The 19154-nt window shown below is 60.2% G+C and carries 20 protein-coding genes; 2 read left to right on the forward strand and 18 right to left on the reverse strand.

The genetic code is table 11. The annotated features are described in order from the left end of the window. Window positions 1-125: 125 nt before the first annotated feature. From N1037_04505 to pcaF, 18 genes are all read right to left on the reverse strand, one after another. Window positions 126-1133 (reverse strand): ABC transporter permease, encoded by a 1008-nt coding sequence (locus tag N1037_04505; protein ID UWS80299.1) that lies wholly within the window; start codon window positions 1131-1133, stop codon window positions 126-128. Then, window positions 1133-2227, reverse strand: a complete 1095-nt coding sequence (locus N1037_04510; protein ID UWS80300.1) for an ABC transporter permease — start codon at window positions 2225-2227, stop codon at window positions 1133-1135. Before N1037_04510 ends, N1037_04505 begins: the two co-directional genes overlap by 1 nt. Further along, entirely contained in the window at window positions 2228-3757 is a 1530-nt protein-coding gene (locus N1037_04515; protein UWS80301.1) for an ABC transporter ATP-binding protein, read from the reverse strand. It lies immediately after the preceding gene. Continuing rightward, window positions 3754-4107 carry a nuclear transport factor 2 family protein gene (locus N1037_04520; GenBank protein UWS80302.1) on the reverse strand — a complete coding sequence of 118 codons (354 nt, stop codon included), beginning with the start codon at window positions 4105-4107 and terminating at the stop codon, window positions 3754-3756. Before N1037_04520 ends, N1037_04515 begins: the two co-directional genes overlap by 4 nt. Before the next feature lie 17 nt (window positions 4108-4124). Further along, entirely contained in the window at window positions 4125-5123 is a 999-nt protein-coding gene (locus N1037_04525; GenBank protein ID UWS80303.1) for a BMP family ABC transporter substrate-binding protein, read from the reverse strand. 171 nt (window positions 5124-5294) lie between these two features. After that, window positions 5295-5720, reverse strand: a complete 426-nt coding sequence (rimI, locus tag N1037_04530) for a ribosomal protein S18-alanine N-acetyltransferase (protein ID UWS80304.1) — start codon at window positions 5718-5720, stop codon at window positions 5295-5297. After that, on the reverse strand, window positions 5713-6309 hold the full coding sequence (gene tsaB / locus N1037_04535; protein UWS80305.1) for a tRNA (adenosine(37)-N6)-threonylcarbamoyltransferase complex dimerization subunit type 1 TsaB: 597 nt from the start codon (window positions 6307-6309) through the stop codon (window positions 5713-5715). Before tsaB ends, rimI begins: the two co-directional genes overlap by 8 nt. 96 nt (window positions 6310-6405) lie before the next feature. Continuing rightward, window positions 6406-6969: a NifU family protein gene (locus tag N1037_04540; protein ID UWS80306.1), complete on the reverse strand. Its 564-nt coding sequence runs from the start codon at window positions 6967-6969 to the stop codon at window positions 6406-6408. A gap of 233 nt (window positions 6970-7202) precedes the next feature. After that, on the reverse strand, window positions 7203-7658 hold the full coding sequence (locus N1037_04545) for a universal stress protein (GenBank protein ID UWS80307.1): 456 nt from the start codon (window positions 7656-7658) through the stop codon (window positions 7203-7205). Window positions 7659-7941: 283 nt separating this feature from the next. After that, the gene (locus N1037_04550; GenBank protein UWS80308.1) at window positions 7942-8805 is read right to left on the reverse strand and encodes a branched-chain amino acid aminotransferase; all 864 of its coding nucleotides are present in this window, start codon (window positions 8803-8805) and stop codon (window positions 7942-7944) included. 311 nt (window positions 8806-9116) lie between these two features. Then, complete coding sequence (locus N1037_04555) at window positions 9117-9878, reverse strand: phenylacetate-CoA oxygenase subunit PaaI (GenBank protein ID UWS80309.1); 762 nt, start codon at window positions 9876-9878, stop codon at window positions 9117-9119. A 24-nt stretch (window positions 9879-9902) separates the two neighbouring features. Then, window positions 9903-10976 carry a 2Fe-2S iron-sulfur cluster-binding protein gene (locus N1037_04560; protein ID UWS80310.1) on the reverse strand — a complete coding sequence of 358 codons (1074 nt, stop codon included), beginning with the start codon at window positions 10974-10976 and terminating at the stop codon, window positions 9903-9905. 10 nt (window positions 10977-10986) lie between these two features. After that, entirely contained in the window at window positions 10987-11460 is a 474-nt protein-coding gene (gene paaJ / locus N1037_04565; protein UWS80311.1) for a phenylacetate-CoA oxygenase subunit PaaJ, read from the reverse strand. A 149-nt stretch (window positions 11461-11609) separates the two neighbouring features. Next, window positions 11610-12383, reverse strand: coding sequence for a phenylacetate-CoA oxygenase subunit PaaC (gene paaC, locus N1037_04570; GenBank protein ID UWS80312.1), 774 nt, complete (start codon window positions 12381-12383; stop codon window positions 11610-11612). Next, window positions 12383-12667: a 1,2-phenylacetyl-CoA epoxidase subunit B gene (gene paaB, locus N1037_04575; protein UWS80313.1), complete on the reverse strand. Its 285-nt coding sequence runs from the start codon at window positions 12665-12667 to the stop codon at window positions 12383-12385. The genes paaC and paaB overlap by 1 nt, the downstream gene beginning before the upstream one ends. A 4-nt stretch (window positions 12668-12671) precedes the next feature. Next, window positions 12672-13151, reverse strand: coding sequence for a DUF3291 domain-containing protein (locus N1037_04580; protein ID UWS80314.1), 480 nt, complete (start codon window positions 13149-13151; stop codon window positions 12672-12674). Then, window positions 13148-14125, reverse strand: coding sequence for a 1,2-phenylacetyl-CoA epoxidase subunit A (gene paaA, locus N1037_04585; protein UWS80315.1), 978 nt, complete (start codon window positions 14123-14125; stop codon window positions 13148-13150). Before paaA ends, N1037_04580 begins: the two co-directional genes overlap by 4 nt. 30 nt (window positions 14126-14155) lie before the next feature. Beyond that, entirely contained in the window at window positions 14156-15358 is a 1203-nt protein-coding gene (gene pcaF / locus N1037_04590) for a 3-oxoadipyl-CoA thiolase (GenBank protein UWS80316.1), read from the reverse strand. A 279-nt stretch (window positions 15359-15637) separates the two neighbouring features. Between pcaF and N1037_04595 the strand changes: the two genes are divergently transcribed. After that, window positions 15638-17443, forward strand: a complete 1806-nt coding sequence (locus tag N1037_04595; GenBank protein ID UWS80317.1) for a DUF1446 domain-containing protein — start codon at window positions 15638-15640, stop codon at window positions 17441-17443. Window positions 17444-17537: 94 nt separating this feature from the next. Then, entirely contained in the window at window positions 17538-19154 is a 1617-nt protein-coding gene (locus N1037_04600) for an acyl-CoA carboxylase subunit beta (protein ID UWS81306.1), read from the forward strand.

A 19154-nucleotide genomic window follows, 5' to 3' on the forward strand; every position in this document is an offset into this window, starting at 1 on the left:
TTGATCTTGAAAGCAAAACTGGACCTAATCGTGACACTGGGATCACAGGGGGCAAAGCCCAACCAAAAAGGCCCGCTCAGATGTTAGCTGGGCGGGCCTGTATGTGTTTCCGGCAGGAGTGGGACCTATCGTTCTTTCACGTAGGGCTCACCGCCTGCGCGGGGCGGCACGGCCTTGCCGACAAACCCCGCAAGAATCACCACGGTCAGGATATAGGGCAGGGCATCCATCGCCTGCACTGGCACCACGATCGGGCCAAGCTCGATGTTCTGGAACCGCAGGGCGATGGCTTGCAGCAGGCCAAAGAGCAGGCAGGCTCCCATGGCTTGCCAGGGGCGCCATTTGGCAAAGATAAGCGCGGCAAGTGCGATAAAACCACGCCCGGCGGTCATGTCTTTCACAAAACCGGCCTGGAGCGCGGTGGCCAGATAGGCGCCAGCGATGCCACAGAGCACCCCGCAGATGGCGACAGCGGCAAATCGCAGCCCCACAACCGAAACGCCAGCCGTGTCCACCGCCGCAGGGTTTTCCCCCACCGCCCGCAGACGCAGGCCAAACCGGGTGCGATACAGGATCCACCAGGTTGCAGGCACCGCCAGAAAGGCAAGATAGACCAGGATGGAGTGGCCGGAGAGCAGCTCGGAATAGACCTGCTGCACAGGGCCGGCTTCCTTCATCAGCTGGGACACCGGCCTGCCGGTTGCCGCCGCATCCTCTGGGCCGATGGCAAAGGGCCATTCCAGACCTTCAAAACGGCCACCACTGAGCAAAGAGGGGGTGCGGCCGCCCTGTTTGAACCAATCCTGGGCAATCAGCACGGTCAGGCCAGCTGCAAGGAAGTTGATGGCAACGCCAGAGATCAGCTGGTTGCCACGGAAGGTGATCGAGGCCAGCCCGTGCAAACCAGAGAGCAGCAAGGAAGAGGCAATACCCGCCAGCAGCCCCAGCCAGACATTGCCCGTCACGGCAGCAATGGCCGCAGAGAAAAAGGCCGCCATCAGCATCTTGCCCTCAAGGCCGATGTCAAAAATGCCTGCACGTTCCGAATAGAGCCCGGCCAGACAGGCGAGCAACAGCGGTGTCGCCAGACGCACGGTGCTGTCCAGCACCTGGATCAGAGTGAGAAAATCCATCAGCTTGGCTCCTTGCGGAAGGCGAGGAAGATCTTCTCAAGCGGGATCCGCACCATATTGTCCAGCGCCCCGGTAAAGAGGATTACCAGAGCCTGAATGACCACGATCAGCTCGCGCGGGATCTTGGTCCAAAGCGCCAGCTCGGCGCCGCCCTGATAGAGAAAGCCAAAAAGGATCGCTGCCAGAAAGACGCCAAAGGGATGGTTGCGCCCCATCAGGGCCACGGCGATGCCGATGAAACCAGCGCCTTCGGTGGCGTTCAGCACCAGGCGCTCTGCCTCGCCCATGACGTTGTTGGTGGCCATCATGCCCGCCAGGGCACCAGAGATCATCATGGCGATGATGGTGATTTTGACGGGCGAGATGCCGGCATAGCGAGCACCGGCTTCGGATCGTCCAAAGGCGCGGATCTCAAACCCCAGCGAAGTCCGCCAGATCAGCAGCCAGACAGCGAGGCAGGCAAAAACCGCCACGAGCAGGCTGACATTGGCGGGGGCGGATTTGGAAAAGGCGATGCCTAGCGGCGCCAGCAGCTCATGCAGGGTGGGCAGATGTACGGTCTCGCTGAACCTGGCAGAGGCCGGATCCATCGAGCTGGCGGGTTTCAGCACATTGACCAGCACATAGTTCAGCACCGCTGCGGCGATAAAGTTGAACATGATGGTGGTGATGACGATGTGGCTGCCGCGTTTGGCCTGCAGATAGGCCGGAATGGCGGCCCAGGCTGCGCCGAACAGGCCCGCGCCAAGGCAGGCAAACAACAGCGCCAGGGTCCAATGTGGCCAGGGAATGAACAGGCAGATCACCGCAACCCCCAGGCCCCCCAGCATCGCCTGGCCTTCGCCGCCGATGTTGAACAGCCCGGCATGGGCGGCAACCGCCACCGCAAGGCCGGTGAACATGAAATTGGTGGCGTAATACAGCGTATAACCCCAGCCATAGCTGGAGCCGAGCGCCCCGTCGACCATCAGCTTGACCGCTGCAACCGGGTCTTCGCCAATGGCAAGGATCACCAGCGCCGAGAGGCCCGCAGCAAGCATCAGACTGATCAGTGGGATCAGAACGACATCGGCCCATTTTGGCATTTTTTCCATTTACGCCGCCTCCCCCGCGACGCCGGCCATCATCAGGCCCAGCTCTTTTTCATCTGTTTCAGCCACGATGCGTTCGCCCATGATCATTCCGTCAAACATCACCGCCACACGGTCGGCCAGCGACAGGATCTCTTCCAGTTCGACTGAAACCAGTAGGATTGCCTTGCCCTGGTCGCGCAGGTCGACAATTTGTTTATGGATGAACTCAATGGCGCCGATATCAACGCCCCGGGTGGGTTGGCCGATCAGCAGCAGATCCGGGTTGCGCTCGATCTCGCGGGCGACCACGATTTTTTGTTGATTGCCTCCCGAGAAATTCTTGGCCGCCAGCAAGGGGTCCGGCGGGCGGACATCGAACTTTTTCATCTTGGCTTCGGTATCGGCGCGGATTGCGGCGTTGTTCATCAACAGGCCGCGCTGATACTCAGGCGCGTGGTGATAGCCAAAGGCGGTGTTTTCCCAGGCGTGGAAATCCATGATCAACCCTTCGCGCTGGCGGTCCTCGGGCACATGAGCCACGTGGGCCGCGCGTCGGGCACGGGCATCAGAGCCTGCGCCGTGCAATGGCAGCGCAGCGCCATTGAGCCTGATCGAACCCTCGCCGCTACGCATACCGCCCAAGACTTCCATAAGCTCAGACTGGCCATTGCCCGCCACGCCCGCAATGCCGAGGATCTCCCCGGCGTGCACGGTCAGGTCGATGCCTTTTAGGCGCTCAACCCCGGCGCCGTCCACGATGCGCAGCTGTTCGATTTCCAGGACTGGCTTGCCAGGTTTGGCAGGCAGTTTATCAACCCGTAACAAAACCTTACGCCCCACCATCAGCTCTGCCAGATGTTCGGGGCTGGTCTCAGAGGTCTTGACCGTAGCGGTCATTTGCCCCCGGCGCATAACCGAGACCGTATCGGTGGCCTCCATGATTTCGCGCAGCTTGTGGGTGATCAGGATGATGGTTTTGCCTTCGGCGCGCAGCCGACCAAGGATGCGGAACAGCTGGTCGGCCTCTGGCGGCGTCAGCACCCCGGTGGGTTCATCCAGGATCAGAATATCCGCTTGCCGGTAGAGTGCCTTGAGGATCTCTACCCGCTGTTGCATGCCAACGCCGATCTCATCAATGCGTTTATCCGGGTCGACGTTCAGCTCATATTCCGCGGCCAGCTCCTTGAGGATCTTGCGGGCCTTGGTCAGCGAGGGCATCAGCAGGCCGCCGTCTTCGGCGCCCAGCACGATGTTTTCCAGAACGGTGAAATTCTCCACCAGTTTGAAATGCTGAAAAACCATGCCGATACCGGCCACAATGGCGGCCTGACTGTCGGGGATCTCGGTCTGTTTGCCGTTGATCCAGATCTCACCCTTGTCGGCCTTGTAGAACCCGTAAAGGATGCTCATCAGGGTGGATTTTCCAGCGCCGTTTTCACCAATGATACCGTGTATGGTGCCGGGGGCGACGCTGATCGAGATGTCTTTGTTTGCTTGAACCGGTCCAAAGGATTTAGAGATGCCTTTGAGTTCAATGGCGGGGGCGGTCAATCGGGCTCTCCCATGCCTGAAAATCCAATCACACGCAGCAGTCTGTGCTGTGCCAGTTCCACAAAAGACTGGTCGCGCAGCATGCGTTGACCGGCTTTGACAAAATCGAGAATGGCACGCAGGTGGCCGTTATGTACGCTGGCGATACAGCCTGCGGCAGTGGCACCGGGCAGCGTCGCCGACATCTGGGCAATATGGCCCAGATAGGCCTGACGACCCAGGACCGGGTCTGGTGCGTTTGGATTGGAGGAATAAAAATTCGGCCCGATGGCTGCATCTGTTATGGCAGCACGCTGCTCGGGCGATGGGGCAGCCCAGGCCAAAAACAAAGTATGAAGACACGTTGTCATGGCCTGGGACTTTCTGTTTAGAACTTCAGCGCAGGGCAGCTGTTGTCCGCATAGTAAGACACAACTTCGATCTCGCCGTCGATGATCTGCTGGCGGGCCTTATCGACTGCCGCTTTCATGTCATCGGTGACCAGGGCGGCGTTGTTGTCATCAAGCGCATAGCCAACACCTTCTTCGGCCAGCCCCATGGAGAACACACCGGCTTCGACTGCGTCGCCTGCCGACATGGCGTCATAAACCGCGACGTCAACGCGTTTCAGCATCGAGGTCAGGACCTTGCCCGGGTGCAGGTGGTTCTGGTTGCTGTCGACGCCGATCGACAGGATGCCTTCGTCGGCTGCGGTCTGCAGCACACCAACGCCGGTGCCGCCTGCTGCGGCATAGACCACATCAGCACCCTGGCTGATCTGGGCTTTGGTCAGCTCAGAGCCTTTTACCGGGTCATTCCAGGCCGAAGGCGTGGTGCCGGTCATATTGGCGATGACCGTTGCATCAGGGTTCACCGCTTTGACGCCCTGGGCATAGCCGCAGCCAAAGTGACGGATCAGTGGCACGTCCATACCGCCGACAAAACCGACGGTGTCGGATTTGGAGGCCATCGCCGCCATCATGCCAACCAGGTAAGAGCCCTCGTGCTCGGCAAAGCCAACCTGACGGATATTTGGCGCGTCCAGCCAGGTGACGTCGATCACAACAAATTTGGTATCGGGATAGTCGGGCGCAACCGAGCTAAGCGGATCAGCCATGGCAAAACCCATGGTGACGATGGGGTTGGCACCGGCTTCAGCAAAACGGCGCAGGGCCTGCTCACGCTGGGCTTCGGATTGCAGTTCGATCTCGCGGAAGGTGCCGCCGGTTTCTTCGGCCCAGCGTTGGGCTCCGCCAAAGGCAGCCTCATTGAAGCTCTTGTCGAATTTGCCGCCCAGGTCAAAGATCAGCGCAGGCTCGGCCAGGGCCGCACCAGCAGAAAGGGCCAGCGTGGCTGCGGCGCCCATCAGGGATTTCATCAGCGTCATTAGGATACTCCCGGTTTTTGTTTTTCCGCGCTTTGGTCAGACATGATCCGTCAAAAGGGATCACCTTGGCCCAGCAGGGATTGTTATTAATAGGTGTGGCAATTTAGCCCTTTGGCCGGGGAGGGGGTCAACCGCTTTTTGCCCCATTGGCGCGAATTCCGTGCAGGTTGCCTAAGGTAACTCTTTTCGCATGACGATTGCATCGACGGATGCGGCGTTTTTACGGGCATAGTAGCCGCGTCGGCAGCCGCAGCGGGCGAATCCTTGTGACAGATACAGGCCAATGGCGGCGTCATTGTCTGCTGCAACCTCCAAAAAACAGGTCTGTGCGCCCCGTAACCGGGCCTGCGTTTGCCAGTCTTGCATCAGGGCGCGGGCCAGGCCTTGGCGTTGACAGGCGGGATCGGTGGCGATGGTCAACAATTCGGCCTCATCGGCGATAACCCGCACCAGGGCAAAGCTGCGGCCATCGCCGCAGGCAAAGCACAGCGGACTGTCCAGAAGAGCGGTGAACTCGTCTTGTGACCACGGGCGAGACTGGGTGAAGGCGGCGGCATGAATTTGCGCCAGAACCATTGGGGAGGGGGCGTTACCCATCTATCAATTGTGGCGGCAGATCTCGTGCCGGGGCGGCGTCTGCCGCACGCAGATACAGCGGCGCAGGGGGGGCAGGGCTGTCCAGGTAGCGCTTACCCGCCAGTTCTGCGATGCGCTGTGCCAAATCCACCGGAGAGGCCTCAGGCGCAAAGATCAGCCCGGCGCTGCGCGCGGCATCGCTGGCCTCACTTTCGGGCATCAGACGCGGCGCTTGCCCGTCAAGGCTGGCGTAAACCTGGGCGCGGGGCGCGGGAACGGCGGCCAAAGCCCCGTGTTTTTCGCGGGCGTCAAACCCATCAATCCCAACTGCTGGAACGCCAAGCCCCAGGGACAGCCCCCGGGCTGCGGCCACGGCAATCCGTATGCCGGTAAAATTCCCCGGCCCAATACCAACCCCAATGGCATCCAGATCGGACCAGGTCAGTCCTGCCTCTGCCAGGATTTCTTCGAGAAGCGGCATCAGCCGTTCTGCCTGTCCACGGCTGTGTACTTCAAACCGTTCCGCCAACAGGCGATCGCCACGCAGCAATGCGGCCGCGCAATGCGCGGCCGAGGTGTCAAAACCTAGAACCAGGGGAGAGGTATTCATTAGGTCTCCACTTTAACAGGCTCTCCCCGCCACACCCGCCGGTGTCGGGCAGCTGGCACGGCGGAGGGTGGCGGCGCCAGACGGCATCAGGTCGGGTCAGACCGCGACGGGGCGAACTTCGGTGACTTCCGGGATATAGTGGCGCAGCAGGTTTTCGATCCCCATCTTCAGAGTCAGAGTCGAAGAGGGGCAGCCAGCACAGGCCCCCTGCATATGCAGGTAGACAACTCCACGGTCAAAGCCGTGGAAGGTGATGTCGCCACCATCTTGCGCCACCGCAGGGCGTACACGGCTGTCCAGCAGATCTTTGATCTGGTCGACAATCTCACTGTTTTCACCGCTGTGTTCCGCATGGCCCGAGGCCTGTTCCTCGCCAGCACTGACGATGGGCTGACCAGATTGATAGTGTTCCATAATGGCGCCGAGAATGGCAGGCTTTATGTGGTCCCACTCGGTTGTTTCTGATTTGGTGACGGTGACAAAATCATTGCCAAAGAAAACACCAGCGACGCCAGAGACTGCAAAAATGCGGCTGGCCAGCGGCGAGCTTCCGGCCGAATCGGCACTGGGGAAATCAGCGGTCCCAGCGTCCAGAACAGTCTGCCCTGGCAGGAATTTCAGCGTTGCCGGGTTCGGTGTGGATTCAGTCTGAATGAACATCTCGGGCCTCCAAAAAGCGTCTGAGGGATATGCGCCCGAAGGGGCATCAAGTCAAGGTTTAGAATAATTCTAAATTGGATTGCCGGGCAGTGCAATCCCTTTTGCGGGTGTCTTCCGGCTCTTTGTTTCGCAGCGTTCCCTAGGCCGTCTGGCTTGGCATCTCTGCACAGCCAGCGCCAGGCTGGGAAACCCTTCGTTCTGCCTTGGCCCGGATCTTGGACCGTTTGTCACCTTCAGGTAATGGCATCCAGGCGTTCCTTGGACAGATCTCCGGGCACAATAGTGATTGGCACAGGCAGGTTGCCGGAAGATTTGCTCAGCTGGCTGACCAGCGGGCCTGGGCCCTTTCGATCATCGCCTGCGCCCAGAACCAAGACGCCAATCTCTGCATCCGCTTCGATCTGGGCCATTATCTCGGGCACGGCCTTGCCTTCGCGAATGATCAGTTCCGGATCGACCCCTTGGCGATCCCGCATCCATTTTGCAAAAACTTCAAAATGGGCATGGATACGTTCGCGGGCTTCTTCCCGCATGACTTCGCCGACGCCAATCCAATGATTAAATTCATCCGGTGGGATGACCGAAAGAATGGCGACACCGCCGCCGGTTTTTGCCGCGCGCATCGCGGCAAATCGCATTGCATTCAGACATTCACGGCTGTCGTCTAGTACAACTAGGAATTTGCGCATGTGTGGCCTCTGGTTGCTCCACCAAGGATCATGACGCAATAGTGCGCGCGCAACAATAGAAATGGCACAGTTGCAGGCCAAGCCCTGCTGTCTTGGCCTGCAAAGGGCGTGCTCCCGCCTGTTCCATGTGATCTGCGATCCCACTCACAGTTGGGCCTGGCGCCGCTGGCGCTGCGCGCTCCCTAAACGAGATCAAGGTGGCCTTTGAGGGCCATTAGTAACAGGCGGTTGATTTCGGCCGACTGATTTCGGGCAGGTTGCACCGGGGCGCAGGAGAGACAGGTTACGACTGGCTCGAGGCCCAGTCCCAATACAGCTCCCGAACGCGTTTTGTGACTGGCCCAATCTGGTATGTGCACGCGTCAAAACCGGTAACGGGGGTCACTTTGCTCATGTTGCCCGACATGAAGACCTCGTCGGCGGCTTCAAAATCCTGCACGCTCAGCACGGTTTCATGTACGGTGACCCCATCCGCACGCAGGTTGGCGATATGGCGCGCACGGGTAATTCCGGCCAAGAAAGTCCCGTTTGGGATCGGGGTAAAGACCTCTCCGTCGCGGACCATAAAGAGGTTGGCCGTTGCTGTTTCTGCCACATTGCCCATCGCGTCCAGCGCCAGGGCATTGCTGAAGCCTTTGCTGCGGGCCTCGCGCAGCATCCGCGCATTGTTGGGATACAGGCATCCGGCCTTTGCATTGACAACCGCATTCTCCATCACCGGGCGGCGAAACCGGGTGCGTGTCAGGGTTGCGCTGGCCTCTGCCGGTGCCATGGGGATTTCTTCCAGGCAGAGGGCAAATTCAGTGCTCTCTGGCGCTGGGGCAATGGTCGTCGGATCGCCGTCGGTGGCCCAATACATTGGGCGGATATAGACCGCAGATCCGGGTGCAAAGCCCTTCAGGCCTTCCAGCGCGATGTCGACCATTTCAGCGGTTTTCACCGTGGGGCGCATCATCAAGGCCTCAGCCGAGGCATTGGTGCGGGCGCAATGCAGGTCCAGATCGGGGGTCATGCCCTCAAAGAAGCGGGCGCCATCAAACACGGAAGACCCCAACCACATTGCGTGGTCTGCGGCTTTCAGCAGGGCAATATTGCCATCATGCCAGCGACCTTGAAAATAGGTGCGAATATTTGTGCCTGCAGCCATGATGTCCCCCTGCGTTTCACGTGCGGCGAATCTAGGAGGAAAAGGGTCATAGGGCCAGACCTTTTTGTTGGGCAGCCTTCGCGCTTGCTCACATTTATTCGGCAATTGCGCCAGGCTCTGAGACGCTCTTGCAGGTACCGTGCCCCAAGCGAAACCGCGCGCCGATAGGCGCGCGGGGCCCAACAGGGGCGGGGCATCTGTGATGCACCATGTCCCCTGGCGGGAGCATTTGGCTCTGCCCCTCTCGCGGCAGCCGGCGCTGCGCCAAGTGAGCTGTCCCACCTGTGAGCTGCCGCAAGTGAAGCTGCCTGTCAGGAGGGCCGTGTCAGGCCCAGTCTTGCCAGTTTGGCGCCTGCTTCTGCCTGCCAGCGGGTTTTGAGCTCGCCGTTGGGGGTGCGACGCAGGCCCAGAGCCTTCAGCTCTTCAAACTTGGCTGAGTCTTCACTGCCAAAGCTGACGGCAACACGTGGCCACCAGTAGTCAACCGAGGCCTGTAAATCGCCCTTGCCGGAATCTTCTATCAGCCGTTCCAGACCTTCCTCCGCCAATTCCGCATGGCGGGCTTCGATCGGAGCCAGAGCGCGAAACACCTCGGCCAGAGGCTGATAGGAGATCAGCGAGAATTCAGCCAGCTGTACGGCGACGGCCCGGCCCATCAACAGGTTCATCACCACTGCATCCGCCCAGCCTTCCAGCGGGTAGTTGAACACCGCCAGCCGCATGTCATGGTCCGAGCGCTGTTGGCCGATATCAGCATCGCGCCCCAGGCGCGCGGTCCAGGGGTGGTGATCTGCATAGCGTTCAGTATCGGCGCCAAATTCCCCCATGATCCGCAGCACGCGATCGGCGTTGTCGCTCTTCTCCAGCACGATTTTGGCAGCGGCAATACGGGCCTTGATGCCGGGGCCTTCGTTGATGATCTCGGCAAAACCAGCGGCACCCGCCAGTTCGCTGTCGACAAAGGTGGCCATCAGTTTCAGCAGGGCGGCGCGGTAGCGCGGTGGCACATTGGCGGGATTGCTCAACATGCCTCCCTGGGCGAGATAGCTTTTGATGCTCATGTCCTCGGTCATGAAATAGCCTTCCTTTTAAACGCGTTACTGATCGTAATCGACAACAACCCTGTCGGTCACCGGAAAGGCCTGACAGGACAGGACATAGCCTTTTTCGACCTCGTAGTCCTCAAGGGCGTGATTGGCGACCATCTCCACTTCGCCCTCGATCACCTTGCAGCGACAGGTGGAGCAGACCCCGGCCTTGCAGGCATAGGGCGCATCCATGGCGTTTTCCAAAGCGGCGTCCAGGATGGTCATGTCCTTGCCCATCTGCACCGTCTGGGTCGAGCCATCCAGGGTGATCGCTGCGGTGGCCTGATTGCCGGCACTGGCGGCATCTGCGGCGCCTTGTTTGCGTTTGGCGCGCCCGGGCTGGGCACTGGCGAACAGTTCGAATTTGATCTGCGCATCCTCCAGCCCTGCGTTGCGCAGGGCGGCAGCGATGCCCAGCATCATTGGCTCTGGTCCGCAGATAAAGGCGGTGTCTACGGATTTGATATCAATCCAGTGTTCAAACAGCTGAGCGCATTTTTCCTGGGTGACCAGACCGGTAAACAGGTCGATTTCCTGGGCGTCGGATTCCAGGATATGGATCACGTTGAAGCGGCCCATATAGATGTTTTTCAGATCTTCCAGCTCCTCGCGGAACATGATCGTGTTGACGCCTTTGTTGGCATAGACCAGCGTAAAGGTCGACTCGGGCTCTGCCTCCAGGGTGGTCTTGAGGATCGACAGCACCGGGGTGACGCCGGAACCGCCGGCAAAACCCAGATAGTTTTTTGCTGTTGCGGCATCCAGTGGGGTGAAAAAGCTGCCCATGGGGGGCATTGCATCCAGCATGTCACCGGGTTGCAGCTCGGTATTGGCCCAGGTGGAGAAGGCTCCGCCATCGACCCGTTTGATGCCCACCTGCAACATGCCATCGCCCTTGCCGGCACAGATCGAATAGCTGCGGCGCAGCTCTTCGCCATCAAAATCGCGACGGAAGGTCAGGTACTGCCCTTGGGTGAAATCAAACTCCGCAGCCGCGCCATTGACGGGCTTCAGGGAAACCACAACCGCATCGCGGATGGTTTTGCGGACATCGGTAACTTCGAGTTGGTGGAAGCGCGCCATGGAGCTCTCCTCAGATGCACTTGAAATAATCAAAGGGTTCAAGACAGTCCTGGCAGCGCCAGTGAGCCTTACAGGGGGTGGAGCCAAACTGGCTCACACGGGTGACATTCTTGCTTTGGCAATTGGGGCAGCGTTCCGGGCCGCCAGCGGCCTGCGGTGGGGCAATGCCAAATTCTTCCAGTTTTGCGCGGCCCTTTTCAGACATCCAATCGGTGGTCCAGGGCGGCGAGATCTGGGTTTTGAGCTGGATCTTATCCAGGCCGTGATCGCGCAGCGCTGTCTCAATATCCAGGTTGATGATCGCGGTGGCGGGGCAGCCGGAATAGGTGGGCGTGACCGAGACCACCAGGGTGTCCCCCTGCCATTCCACGCCGCGAATGATGCCCAGATCCACCAGGCTGATCACCGGAATTTCCGGATCGGGCACAGCGTCGAGCCATTCCCAGATCTGGTCCACGCTTGGCTGAGTAGTAACTTGGCTCATGCGGTTATCCTCTTTGGCACGCTTGCCCGGACGATAGGCTGGGTAGCCCCGGCCCTCCCCGACAAACCAGAGATGTGTCTCTGGCAAAGGGAAGGGGGTTTTCCCCCCACCCGAGGTCGGGAGCTGCCCTCAGATTATTGCTTTCAGACTTACCAGCTGGCGCCGGGATAGGCCCGTTGCAGCCATTGCATATGGGTCAACAGATGGCCTAGGTGCTCGGTATGCATGGCGCCAGTGCGGCCACCTTTGTGGGCAAAGTCGCTGTCCGGAATGGTCAGGGTGGCCTCTGTCAGAACCCGCTTGATCAGCACGTCATAATCGGCGCGCAGCGAGGCCGGATCCGGGGCGATACCAGCCTTGACCATGGCAGCATCGACCGGGTCAGAGGTGAACATCTCGCCGACATAGGGCCAAAGATAATCCAGCGCTGTCTGCATGAAATCATGGCTTTGCGCCGTGCCGTCGCCCAGGCCCACAACCGTATCGGCAGAGCGTTCCAGGTGATAGGTCACCTCTTTGCTGGTCTTGGCAGCGATCGCGGCAATGCGGTCATCCGAGGATTTCATCAGATGCCCCAACTGGATCGAATGCCAGGCGTCAAACAGGAACTGGCGCATCAGGGTGCGGCCAAAATCCTCGTTTGGGACTTCAACCAGCAGCAGGTTGCGGAAATCCCAGACATCGCGCAGAAACGCCAGATCGTCAGCGGATTTTCCCTCGCCCTGAACTTCACCGGCGAGACCCAGCCACATCTGGGTCTGACCAATCAGATCCAGCGCGGTATTTGCCAGGGCAATGTCTTCTTCCAGCACCGGCGCGTGGCCACACCATTCGCTGACCCGATGGCCAAGGATCAGGGTATTGTCGCCCATGCGCAGCAGGAACTGAAACAGGGCCTCATTATCTGTGAGAGGGGCCGCCATTACATCGCCCCCACTTCGTCGGGGATGTCAAAGAAGGTCGGATGACGATAGACCTTGCTTTCAGAAGGCTCATAGAGCGGGCCTTTGTCGCTGGGCGAGGAGGCGGCGATATGGTTGGCTTCAACCACCCAGATCGACACGCCCTCATTGCGGCGGGTGTAGACGTCGCGGGCGTTTTTGATTGCCATTTCTGCGTCCGGCGCATGCAAGGAGCCGACGTGACGGTGGCTCATGCCATGCTGACCACGGATAAAGATTTCCCAGAGGGGCCATTCGTTTTTCATGTGATTACTCCGCTGCTACGGTGCTGCATTGTGCGCTGCGCCAGCGCGTGGCTTGGGGGAGATGTGACCAGCCAAAGGCGTGATCACTGTTGCCATGGGCATCGAGATGGGCAAGCCGATCCATGGCTTCCTCAACACTGGGAGTTGTTCCGGGGTCTACCCACCACATGGCAAAATGCATGGAATCCAGCATGTTGAACCATTCGTCGCGGCGTTGGTAAAACTGCCGATGGATGGTGCCCCAGACAAATGTCTCCAGGTTTTCAACCCGGTCCCAGGTCGAAACATTCACGATGACGCGTGGGTCATTCATCACCAGCGTGTCAGTGGCATTGCCGCTGTCATCGGTATAGCGCCACTGAAACCCGTCGGAACGTTCCGCAATGCCGTTTATCTTGTCCAAAGCGTTCATGAAAGGCGCAACACGCTGATCATCAGAATCGTGTTTCAACCGGGCGATATTGATTTCAGCCAGGTGTTTCATTCTGCGGCAACCTTGGCCGCGGCTTTCTTGCGGGCATGGGCCAGCAGGCCATCCCGCACCCATTGGCCGTCTTTCCAGGCCTTGTTGCGGGCCGCCAGCCGATCAGTGTTACAGGGGCCATTGCCCTTGATCACGTCAAAGAACTCGGACCAGTCGGGGTCAGAGTAGTCATAGTGACCGCGCTCTTCGTTCCATTTGATGCCTTCGTCAGGCAGGTCGAGCCCGAGATATTCGATCTGCGGCACGGTCTGATCGACAAATTTTTGGCGCAGCTCGTCATTGGTGTTCATCTTGATCTTCCAGGCCATCGACTGGGTCGAATGCACGGAATCTGCATCCGAGGGACCAAACATCATCAGTGCCGGGAACCACAGGCGATTGACCGCATCCTGGGCCATCTTCTTTTGCGCAGGGGTGCCGGTAGCCATCTTGCGGATAGCGTCAAACCCCTGACGCGCGTGAAAGCTCTCTTCCTTGCAGACCCGGATCATGGCGCGGGAATAGGGACCAAACGAAGTCCGCTGCAATGGCACCTGGTTCATGATGGCAGCGCCATCCACCAGCCAGCCCACCGCGCCCATATCGGCCCAGTTCAGGGTTGGGTAGTTGAAGATGGAGGAATATTTCATCCGCCCATCCAGCAGCATCTCGGTCAGCTCATCGCGGCTCACCCCCAGGGTTTCGGCGGCACAGTAAAGGTAGAGACCGTGACCGGCTTCATCCTGTACCTTGGCCAGGAGGATCGCCTTGCGCTCCAGGGTGGGCGCGCGGGTGATCCAGTTGCCCTCAGGCAGCTGGCCGACGATTTCCGAATGGGCATGCTGACCGATCTGGCGGATCAGGGTCTTGCGGTATCCCGCAGGCATCCAATCCTTTGGTTCGATCTTTTCACCGGCATCAATGCGGGCCTGAAAAGCGGCCAGCTTTTCCGGATCATCGGTGCTCGCTTCGGATTGTACCATCTGTGCATACATGACTTGCTCCTCCCGTATTGGGTTGCTGGCTTAAACGCGTTCCAGGATCAGGGCGGTGCCCTGACCAACGCCGACACACATGGTGCACAGCGCATAGCGCCCACCGGTGCGTTGCAGTTGATAGGCGGCTGTCAGCACCAAACGGGCGCCGGACATGCCAAGAGGGTGACCGATGGCAATGGCGCCACCGTTGGGGTTCACATGGGCCGCGTCATCGGCGACGCCCAGTTCACGCAGTGTCGCAATCCCCTGCGAGGCAAAGGCCTCGTTCAGCTCGATCACATCCATCTGATCAATGGTCAGGCCGGTGCGGGCCAGCACTTTGCGGGTGGCAGGCACCGGGCCAATGCCCATGACGCGGGGCTCAACCCCGGCGGCGGCCATGCCGACGATGCGCGCCATTGGCTTTAGGCCGTTTTTGGCGGCTGCGGCCTCGTTTGCCATCAGGATGGCGGCGGCACCGTCATTGACGCCAGAGGCATTGCCGGCGGTCACGGTCAGGTCAGGGCCATTGACGCCTTTCAGCTTGGCCAGTTTGTCGGCGCCGGTGCCGGGGCGGGGGTGCTCGTCGGTGTCGACAATCAGCGGATCCCCTTTGCGCTGGGGCACGGATACGGGCGTGATTTCATCGTTAAAGATGCCAGCCTCATGGGCGGCGGCCCAGCGGGCCTGGCTGCGGGCGGCAAAGGCATCCTGGTCTTCGCGGCTGATGCCATAATCGGTGGCAACATTGTCGGCAGTCTGTGGCATCGAGTCGGTGCCATACATTGCCTGCATCTTCTTGTTCACAAAGCGCCAGCCGATGGTGGTGTCATAGACCGCATTGGCGCGGGTAAAAGCCGAAGTCGCCTTGGGCATTACAAAAGGCGCGCGGCTCATGCTTTCGACACCGCCAGCGATGGCCATGTCATAGTCACCCGCGCGGATCCCCCGTGAGGCCATTCCCACGGCGTCCATTCCAGAGGCACAGAGCCGGTTGATGGTGGTGCCGGGCACATCTACAGGCAGACCCGCCAACAGGGCCGCCATGCGGGCCACGTTGCGGTTGCTTTCGCCGGCCTGGTTGGCGTCGCCAAAGATCACGTCGTCAATGCTGGCCCAGTCAACCTGCGGATTGCGCGCCGCAAGGGCCGCAATGGGTGAGGCTGCCAAGTCATCGGTACGCACCTGAGACAAGGCACCGCCATAGCGGCCAATTGGGGTTCGGGTGGCATCGCAGATGAATGCATCCATGGTGTTCGCGTCTCCTGAATTATCGGCAAAATAAGCCGACCGTGGGGTCGGTGTTATGCCTCTTGGTGATTCGTGGCAAGTAAAACGTAACGATTTATCGCATAGATCCGTAATCCTGTAACGTATTGGTGGGAGCTTAGTGACTTAACGTCGTCAAGAGCCACGGGCAGATTTAGGTTGCAGGCAGGGACATGCTTAGCCCAGATTAAAACAGAACGATCGGTCTGTTCAGGGCTTTCAGGTCGGTATTGTCCTGTAACCTGCCAGAAGGGGGAGAGAATGTCACAGCATTTGCGCATTGGTGGTGCCAGTGGTTTCTGGGGAGATTCAAGCGTTGCGACGGCGCAGCTTTTGGCCTCTCCGGGGCTCGATTTTATTGTCTATGACTACCTTGCCGAAATCACCATGGCGATCCTGGCGCGGGCGCGGGCCAAAGACCCCGAGACGGGCTATGCCACAGATTTTGTCAGCGCGGCTATGGCACCAAACCTTGCCGAGATTGCCAAGCAAGGCGTGCGAATTGTGTCTAACGCCGGTGGTATGAACCCAAAGGCCTGCGCGGCGGCTCTGGAGGCCGAGATCAAAAAGCAGGGGGTCACGCTAAAGGTTGCTGTCGTCACCGGCGATGATCTATTGGCCCAGGCAGAGCAGATCGTCGAGGCCGCACCACGGGACATGTTTCGGGGCACATCTTTGCCACCGGTGGACAAGATTGCCAGTATCAACGCCTATCTTGGCGCCTTTCCCATTGCCGCCGCGCTGGATCGCGGCGCCGATATTGTGGTGACCGGGCGCTGTGTCGACAGTGCGGTGACTCTGGGCGCGGCAATTCATCATTTTGGCTGGACCGCCACTGATCTGGATGCCTTGGCCGGCGGTAGCCTGGCCGGGCATATTCTGGAATGCGGCCCGCAGGCCACCGGTGGCAATTTCACCGACTGGCGCTTGGTGGCAGAAAACCTGGCAGAGATCGGCTATCCCATCGCTGAGATCCGCCGGGATGGCAGCTTTGAGGTGAGCAAGCCGGAAGGCACAGGCGGGTTGGTTTCACGCGGGACCGTCGGCGAACAGATGCTCTATGAAATCGGCGATCCACAGGCCTATCTGTTGCCGGATGTGGCTTGTGATTTCTCTGAGGTGGTGTTGCAGGAGGTCGCGCCGGACCGGGTTCTGGTCTCAGGTGCGCGGGGGCTGGGAGTGCCAGACAGTTACAAGACCTGCCTGACCTGGGCCGATGGCTTTCGCTCGGGACATATTTTCACCTTCTATGGTCTGGAAGCCGAAGAGAAGGCTCAGCTCTTTGCCGATACGGTGTTAAAGCGCTGCCGCGCGGCGCTGCAGCGCATGCAGGCGCCGGATTACACCGATGTCAGTGTGGAACTGCTGGGCACTGAAAGCCAGTTTGGCAACAAGCGCGACCTGCCCCCCCAGCGTGAGGTGGCGGTCAAGATTGCGGTACGCCACCAGGAGGCCCGCGCCGTGGCCCTGTTTCTGAAAGAGGCCACCGGTCTGGGTCTGGCAACACCGCCGGGGTTGAGCGGCTTTGCGGGGGCGCGGCCCAAGCCCTCGCCGGTGCTGGCGCTGTTCTCCTACCTTACCCCCAAGCCGCAGGTTCAGCAGCGCCTGCTGGACGAGGCGGGCGAGGTGCAGTGCCCGGAGGTCAAAGGTCCTGCTGTGGCTGTGACACCGCGGCCAAACCTGCCGCAGGCCCCGCAGGCGGCAACCTATGTCCAGGTGCCCCTGGTCGACCTGGCCTGGGCCCGCAGCGGCGACAAGGGCGATATCGCCAATATCGGCGTGATGGCACGCGATCCCGCCTGGATGCCCTGGATCTGGGCGGGTCTGACGCCAGCGCATTTGCACCAGGTGTTTGACCATTTCCTGGAAGGGGCCGGGGCGGAGGCGATAGAGCGGTTCTACCTGCCTGGCTCTGCCTCGATGAATATCCTTTTGCACGGCGCGCTAGGCGGTGGCGGCACCTCGTCCCTGCGCAATGACCCGCAGGCCAAGGGCTATGCCCAGCTGCTGCTGGCGGCACCTATCGCAGTCGATGCGGATCTGCTGGCACGGCTGCGGGGGGAATGATGTATCACAATAAAAAGATGCAGCAGGATCTCTGGTGCGCTGGTCGCGGCTTTGGGGCTGCGATTTCTACGATCAACCCGATGAGGACATGTGGATGAAGGCTTTTCAAAGCAGGATCAATACCGCCAGCGACAGCTATGCCCAGAACCGCGCCGATATGCTGGCGCAGGTGGACCGGATGCGCAGCTTGGAAGCCCGTGCTGCAGCAAAATCAGAGCAGCGTCGCCCGGTGTTTGATAAACGCGGCCAGCTGTCGCCACGGGAACGTCTGGCGGCCTTGCTCGACCCGGGCTTGCCATTTCTTGAGCTCTACAACATGGCCTCCTATCTGGTGGACGACCCGGATCCTGAGACCTCGATCCCCGGGGCCTCGATCATTCTGGGGATTGGCTATGTGGCTGGGGTGCGTTGCATGGTCTTTGTGGATGATGCCGGCATCAATGCCGGGGCAATGACCGGCAAATCGGTGGATAAGGCGCTGGGCGCCATTGATATCGCGTTGAAGCAAAAGCTGCCCTTTGTGCATCTGGTTGAAAGCGCCGGTGCAGATCTGACCCGCTACACGGTTGAGCTCTGGGCCCATGGCGGCGGCATGTTTGCCGGTCTGGCGCGGCTCTCGGCGGCGGGCAATCCGGTGATCACCGTTCTGCACGGGGCCTCGACCGCTGGCGGCGCCTATCAGCCGGGGCTGTCGGACTATGTGATCGGGGTTAAGGGCAACGGTATGGCGATGCTGGCCGGGGCGGCGCTGGTTCAGGCCGCAACCGGAGAAATCGCCGAGGATGCCGACCTGGGCGGCGCCGAGATGCACGCAGAGGTCACCGGCCTGGTGGAATACCTCGCCGAGGATGATGCCCATGGTCTGGAGATTGCCCGCGATGTGGTGGCCGGTCTGGGCTGGCAAAACTGCGCCGACCCCGCCGTCGCCTATGATCCGCCCAAATATGACAGCGAGGAGTTGGCCGGGGCCATCCCGGCGGACTACCGCAAACCCTATGACATGCGCGAGCTGGCCGCGCGGCTGGTGGATGGCTCTCGGCTGCGGGATTTCAAGCCGGATTATGGCCCGGCGCTGGTCTGCCTGCAGGCGCATATCATGGGCCAGCCCGTCGGCATTCTTGGCAATAACGGCCCCATTGATCCTGACGGTGCCACCAAGGCAACGCATTTCCTGCAGGTGATGGATCAGGCGGGCACCCCGGTGATCTTTCTGGGCAATACCACCGGCTATATGGTTGGTACCGCCTATGAGCGCGCGGGCATGATCAAACATGGCTCCAAGATGATCCAGGCGGTGACCAACCTGCGGGTGCCCAAGATCTCGCTCTATACCGGGGCCAGTTTTGGCGCCGGCAACTATGGCATGTGTGGTCATGCCTTTGGCGCGGATTTCCTGTTCACCTGGCCCAATGCCATGACCGGGGTGATGGGGGGCGAACAGGCGGCTCTGACCATGGAACAGGTGGCGCGGCGCACCGCTGCGCGCAAAGGCATCCCGGTGGACGAAGCCCGCCTGGCCAAGCAAAGCGCCGGGATCGCGGCGCATTTTGATAGTCAGTCGGATGCGTTTTTCACCTCCGGGCGGATGCTGGACATGGGCATGATTGATCCGCGCGACAGCCGGGAGGTGATTGGTTTTTGTCTCGCCACCTGCAGGGAGGCGCGCCGCCGTGATCTCAACCCCAATGCCTTTGGCGTGGGGCGGGCCTGA

The sequence above is a fragment of the Phaeobacter sp. G2 genome (assembly GCA_025163595.1).
Lineage (GTDB): Bacteria > Pseudomonadota > Alphaproteobacteria > Rhodobacterales > Rhodobacteraceae > Pseudophaeobacter.

Excerpts from the sequence above, each read along its gene's own strand:
- N1037_04545 (UWS80307.1), bottom strand. The coding sequence starts at position 7,658 with ATGCGCAAATTCCTAGTTGTACTAGACGACAGCCGTGAATGTCTGAAT.
- tsaB (UWS80305.1), bottom strand. The coding sequence starts at position 6,309 with ATGAATACCTCTCCCCTGGTTCTAGGTTTTGACACCTCGGCCGCGCAT.
- paaB (UWS80313.1), bottom strand. The coding sequence starts at position 12,667 with ATGAAAAACGAATGGCCCCTCTGGGAAATCTTTATCCGTGGTCAGCAT.
- N1037_04525 (UWS80303.1), bottom strand. The coding sequence starts at position 5,123 with ATGACGCTGATGAAATCCCTGATGGGCGCCGCAGCCACGCTGGCCCTT.
- paaJ (UWS80311.1), bottom strand. The coding sequence starts at position 11,460 with ATGAGCCAAGTTACTACTCAGCCAAGCGTGGACCAGATCTGGGAATGG.
- N1037_04505 (UWS80299.1), bottom strand. The coding sequence starts at position 1,133 with ATGGATTTTCTCACTCTGATCCAGGTGCTGGACAGCACCGTGCGTCTG.
- N1037_04540 (UWS80306.1), bottom strand. The coding sequence starts at position 6,969 with ATGTTCATTCAGACTGAATCCACACCGAACCCGGCAACGCTGAAATTC.
- N1037_04555 (UWS80309.1), bottom strand. The coding sequence starts at position 9,878 with ATGACCGAGGACATGAGCATCAAAAGCTATCTCGCCCAGGGAGGCATG.
- N1037_04510 (UWS80300.1), bottom strand. The coding sequence starts at position 2,227 with ATGGAAAAAATGCCAAAATGGGCCGATGTCGTTCTGATCCCACTGATC.
- pcaF (UWS80316.1), bottom strand. The coding sequence starts at position 15,358 with ATGGATGCATTCATCTGCGATGCCACCCGAACCCCAATTGGCCGCTAT.
- paaC (UWS80312.1), bottom strand. The coding sequence starts at position 12,383 with ATGGCGGCCCCTCTCACAGATAATGAGGCCCTGTTTCAGTTCCTGCTG.
- N1037_04600 (UWS81306.1), top strand. The coding sequence starts at position 17,538 with ATGAAGGCTTTTCAAAGCAGGATCAATACCGCCAGCGACAGCTATGCC.
- N1037_04580 (UWS80314.1), bottom strand. The coding sequence starts at position 13,151 with ATGAAACACCTGGCTGAAATCAATATCGCCCGGTTGAAACACGATTCT.
- N1037_04550 (UWS80308.1), bottom strand. The coding sequence starts at position 8,805 with ATGGCTGCAGGCACAAATATTCGCACCTATTTTCAAGGTCGCTGGCAT.
- N1037_04520 (UWS80302.1), bottom strand. The coding sequence starts at position 4,107 with ATGACAACGTGTCTTCATACTTTGTTTTTGGCCTGGGCTGCCCCATCG.
- N1037_04560 (UWS80310.1), bottom strand. The coding sequence starts at position 10,976 with ATGGCGCGCTTCCACCAACTCGAAGTTACCGATGTCCGCAAAACCATC.
- N1037_04595 (UWS80317.1), top strand. The coding sequence starts at position 15,638 with ATGTCACAGCATTTGCGCATTGGTGGTGCCAGTGGTTTCTGGGGAGAT.
- rimI (UWS80304.1), bottom strand. The coding sequence starts at position 5,720 with ATGGGTAACGCCCCCTCCCCAATGGTTCTGGCGCAAATTCATGCCGCC.
- paaA (UWS80315.1), bottom strand. The coding sequence starts at position 14,125 with ATGTATGCACAGATGGTACAATCCGAAGCGAGCACCGATGATCCGGAA.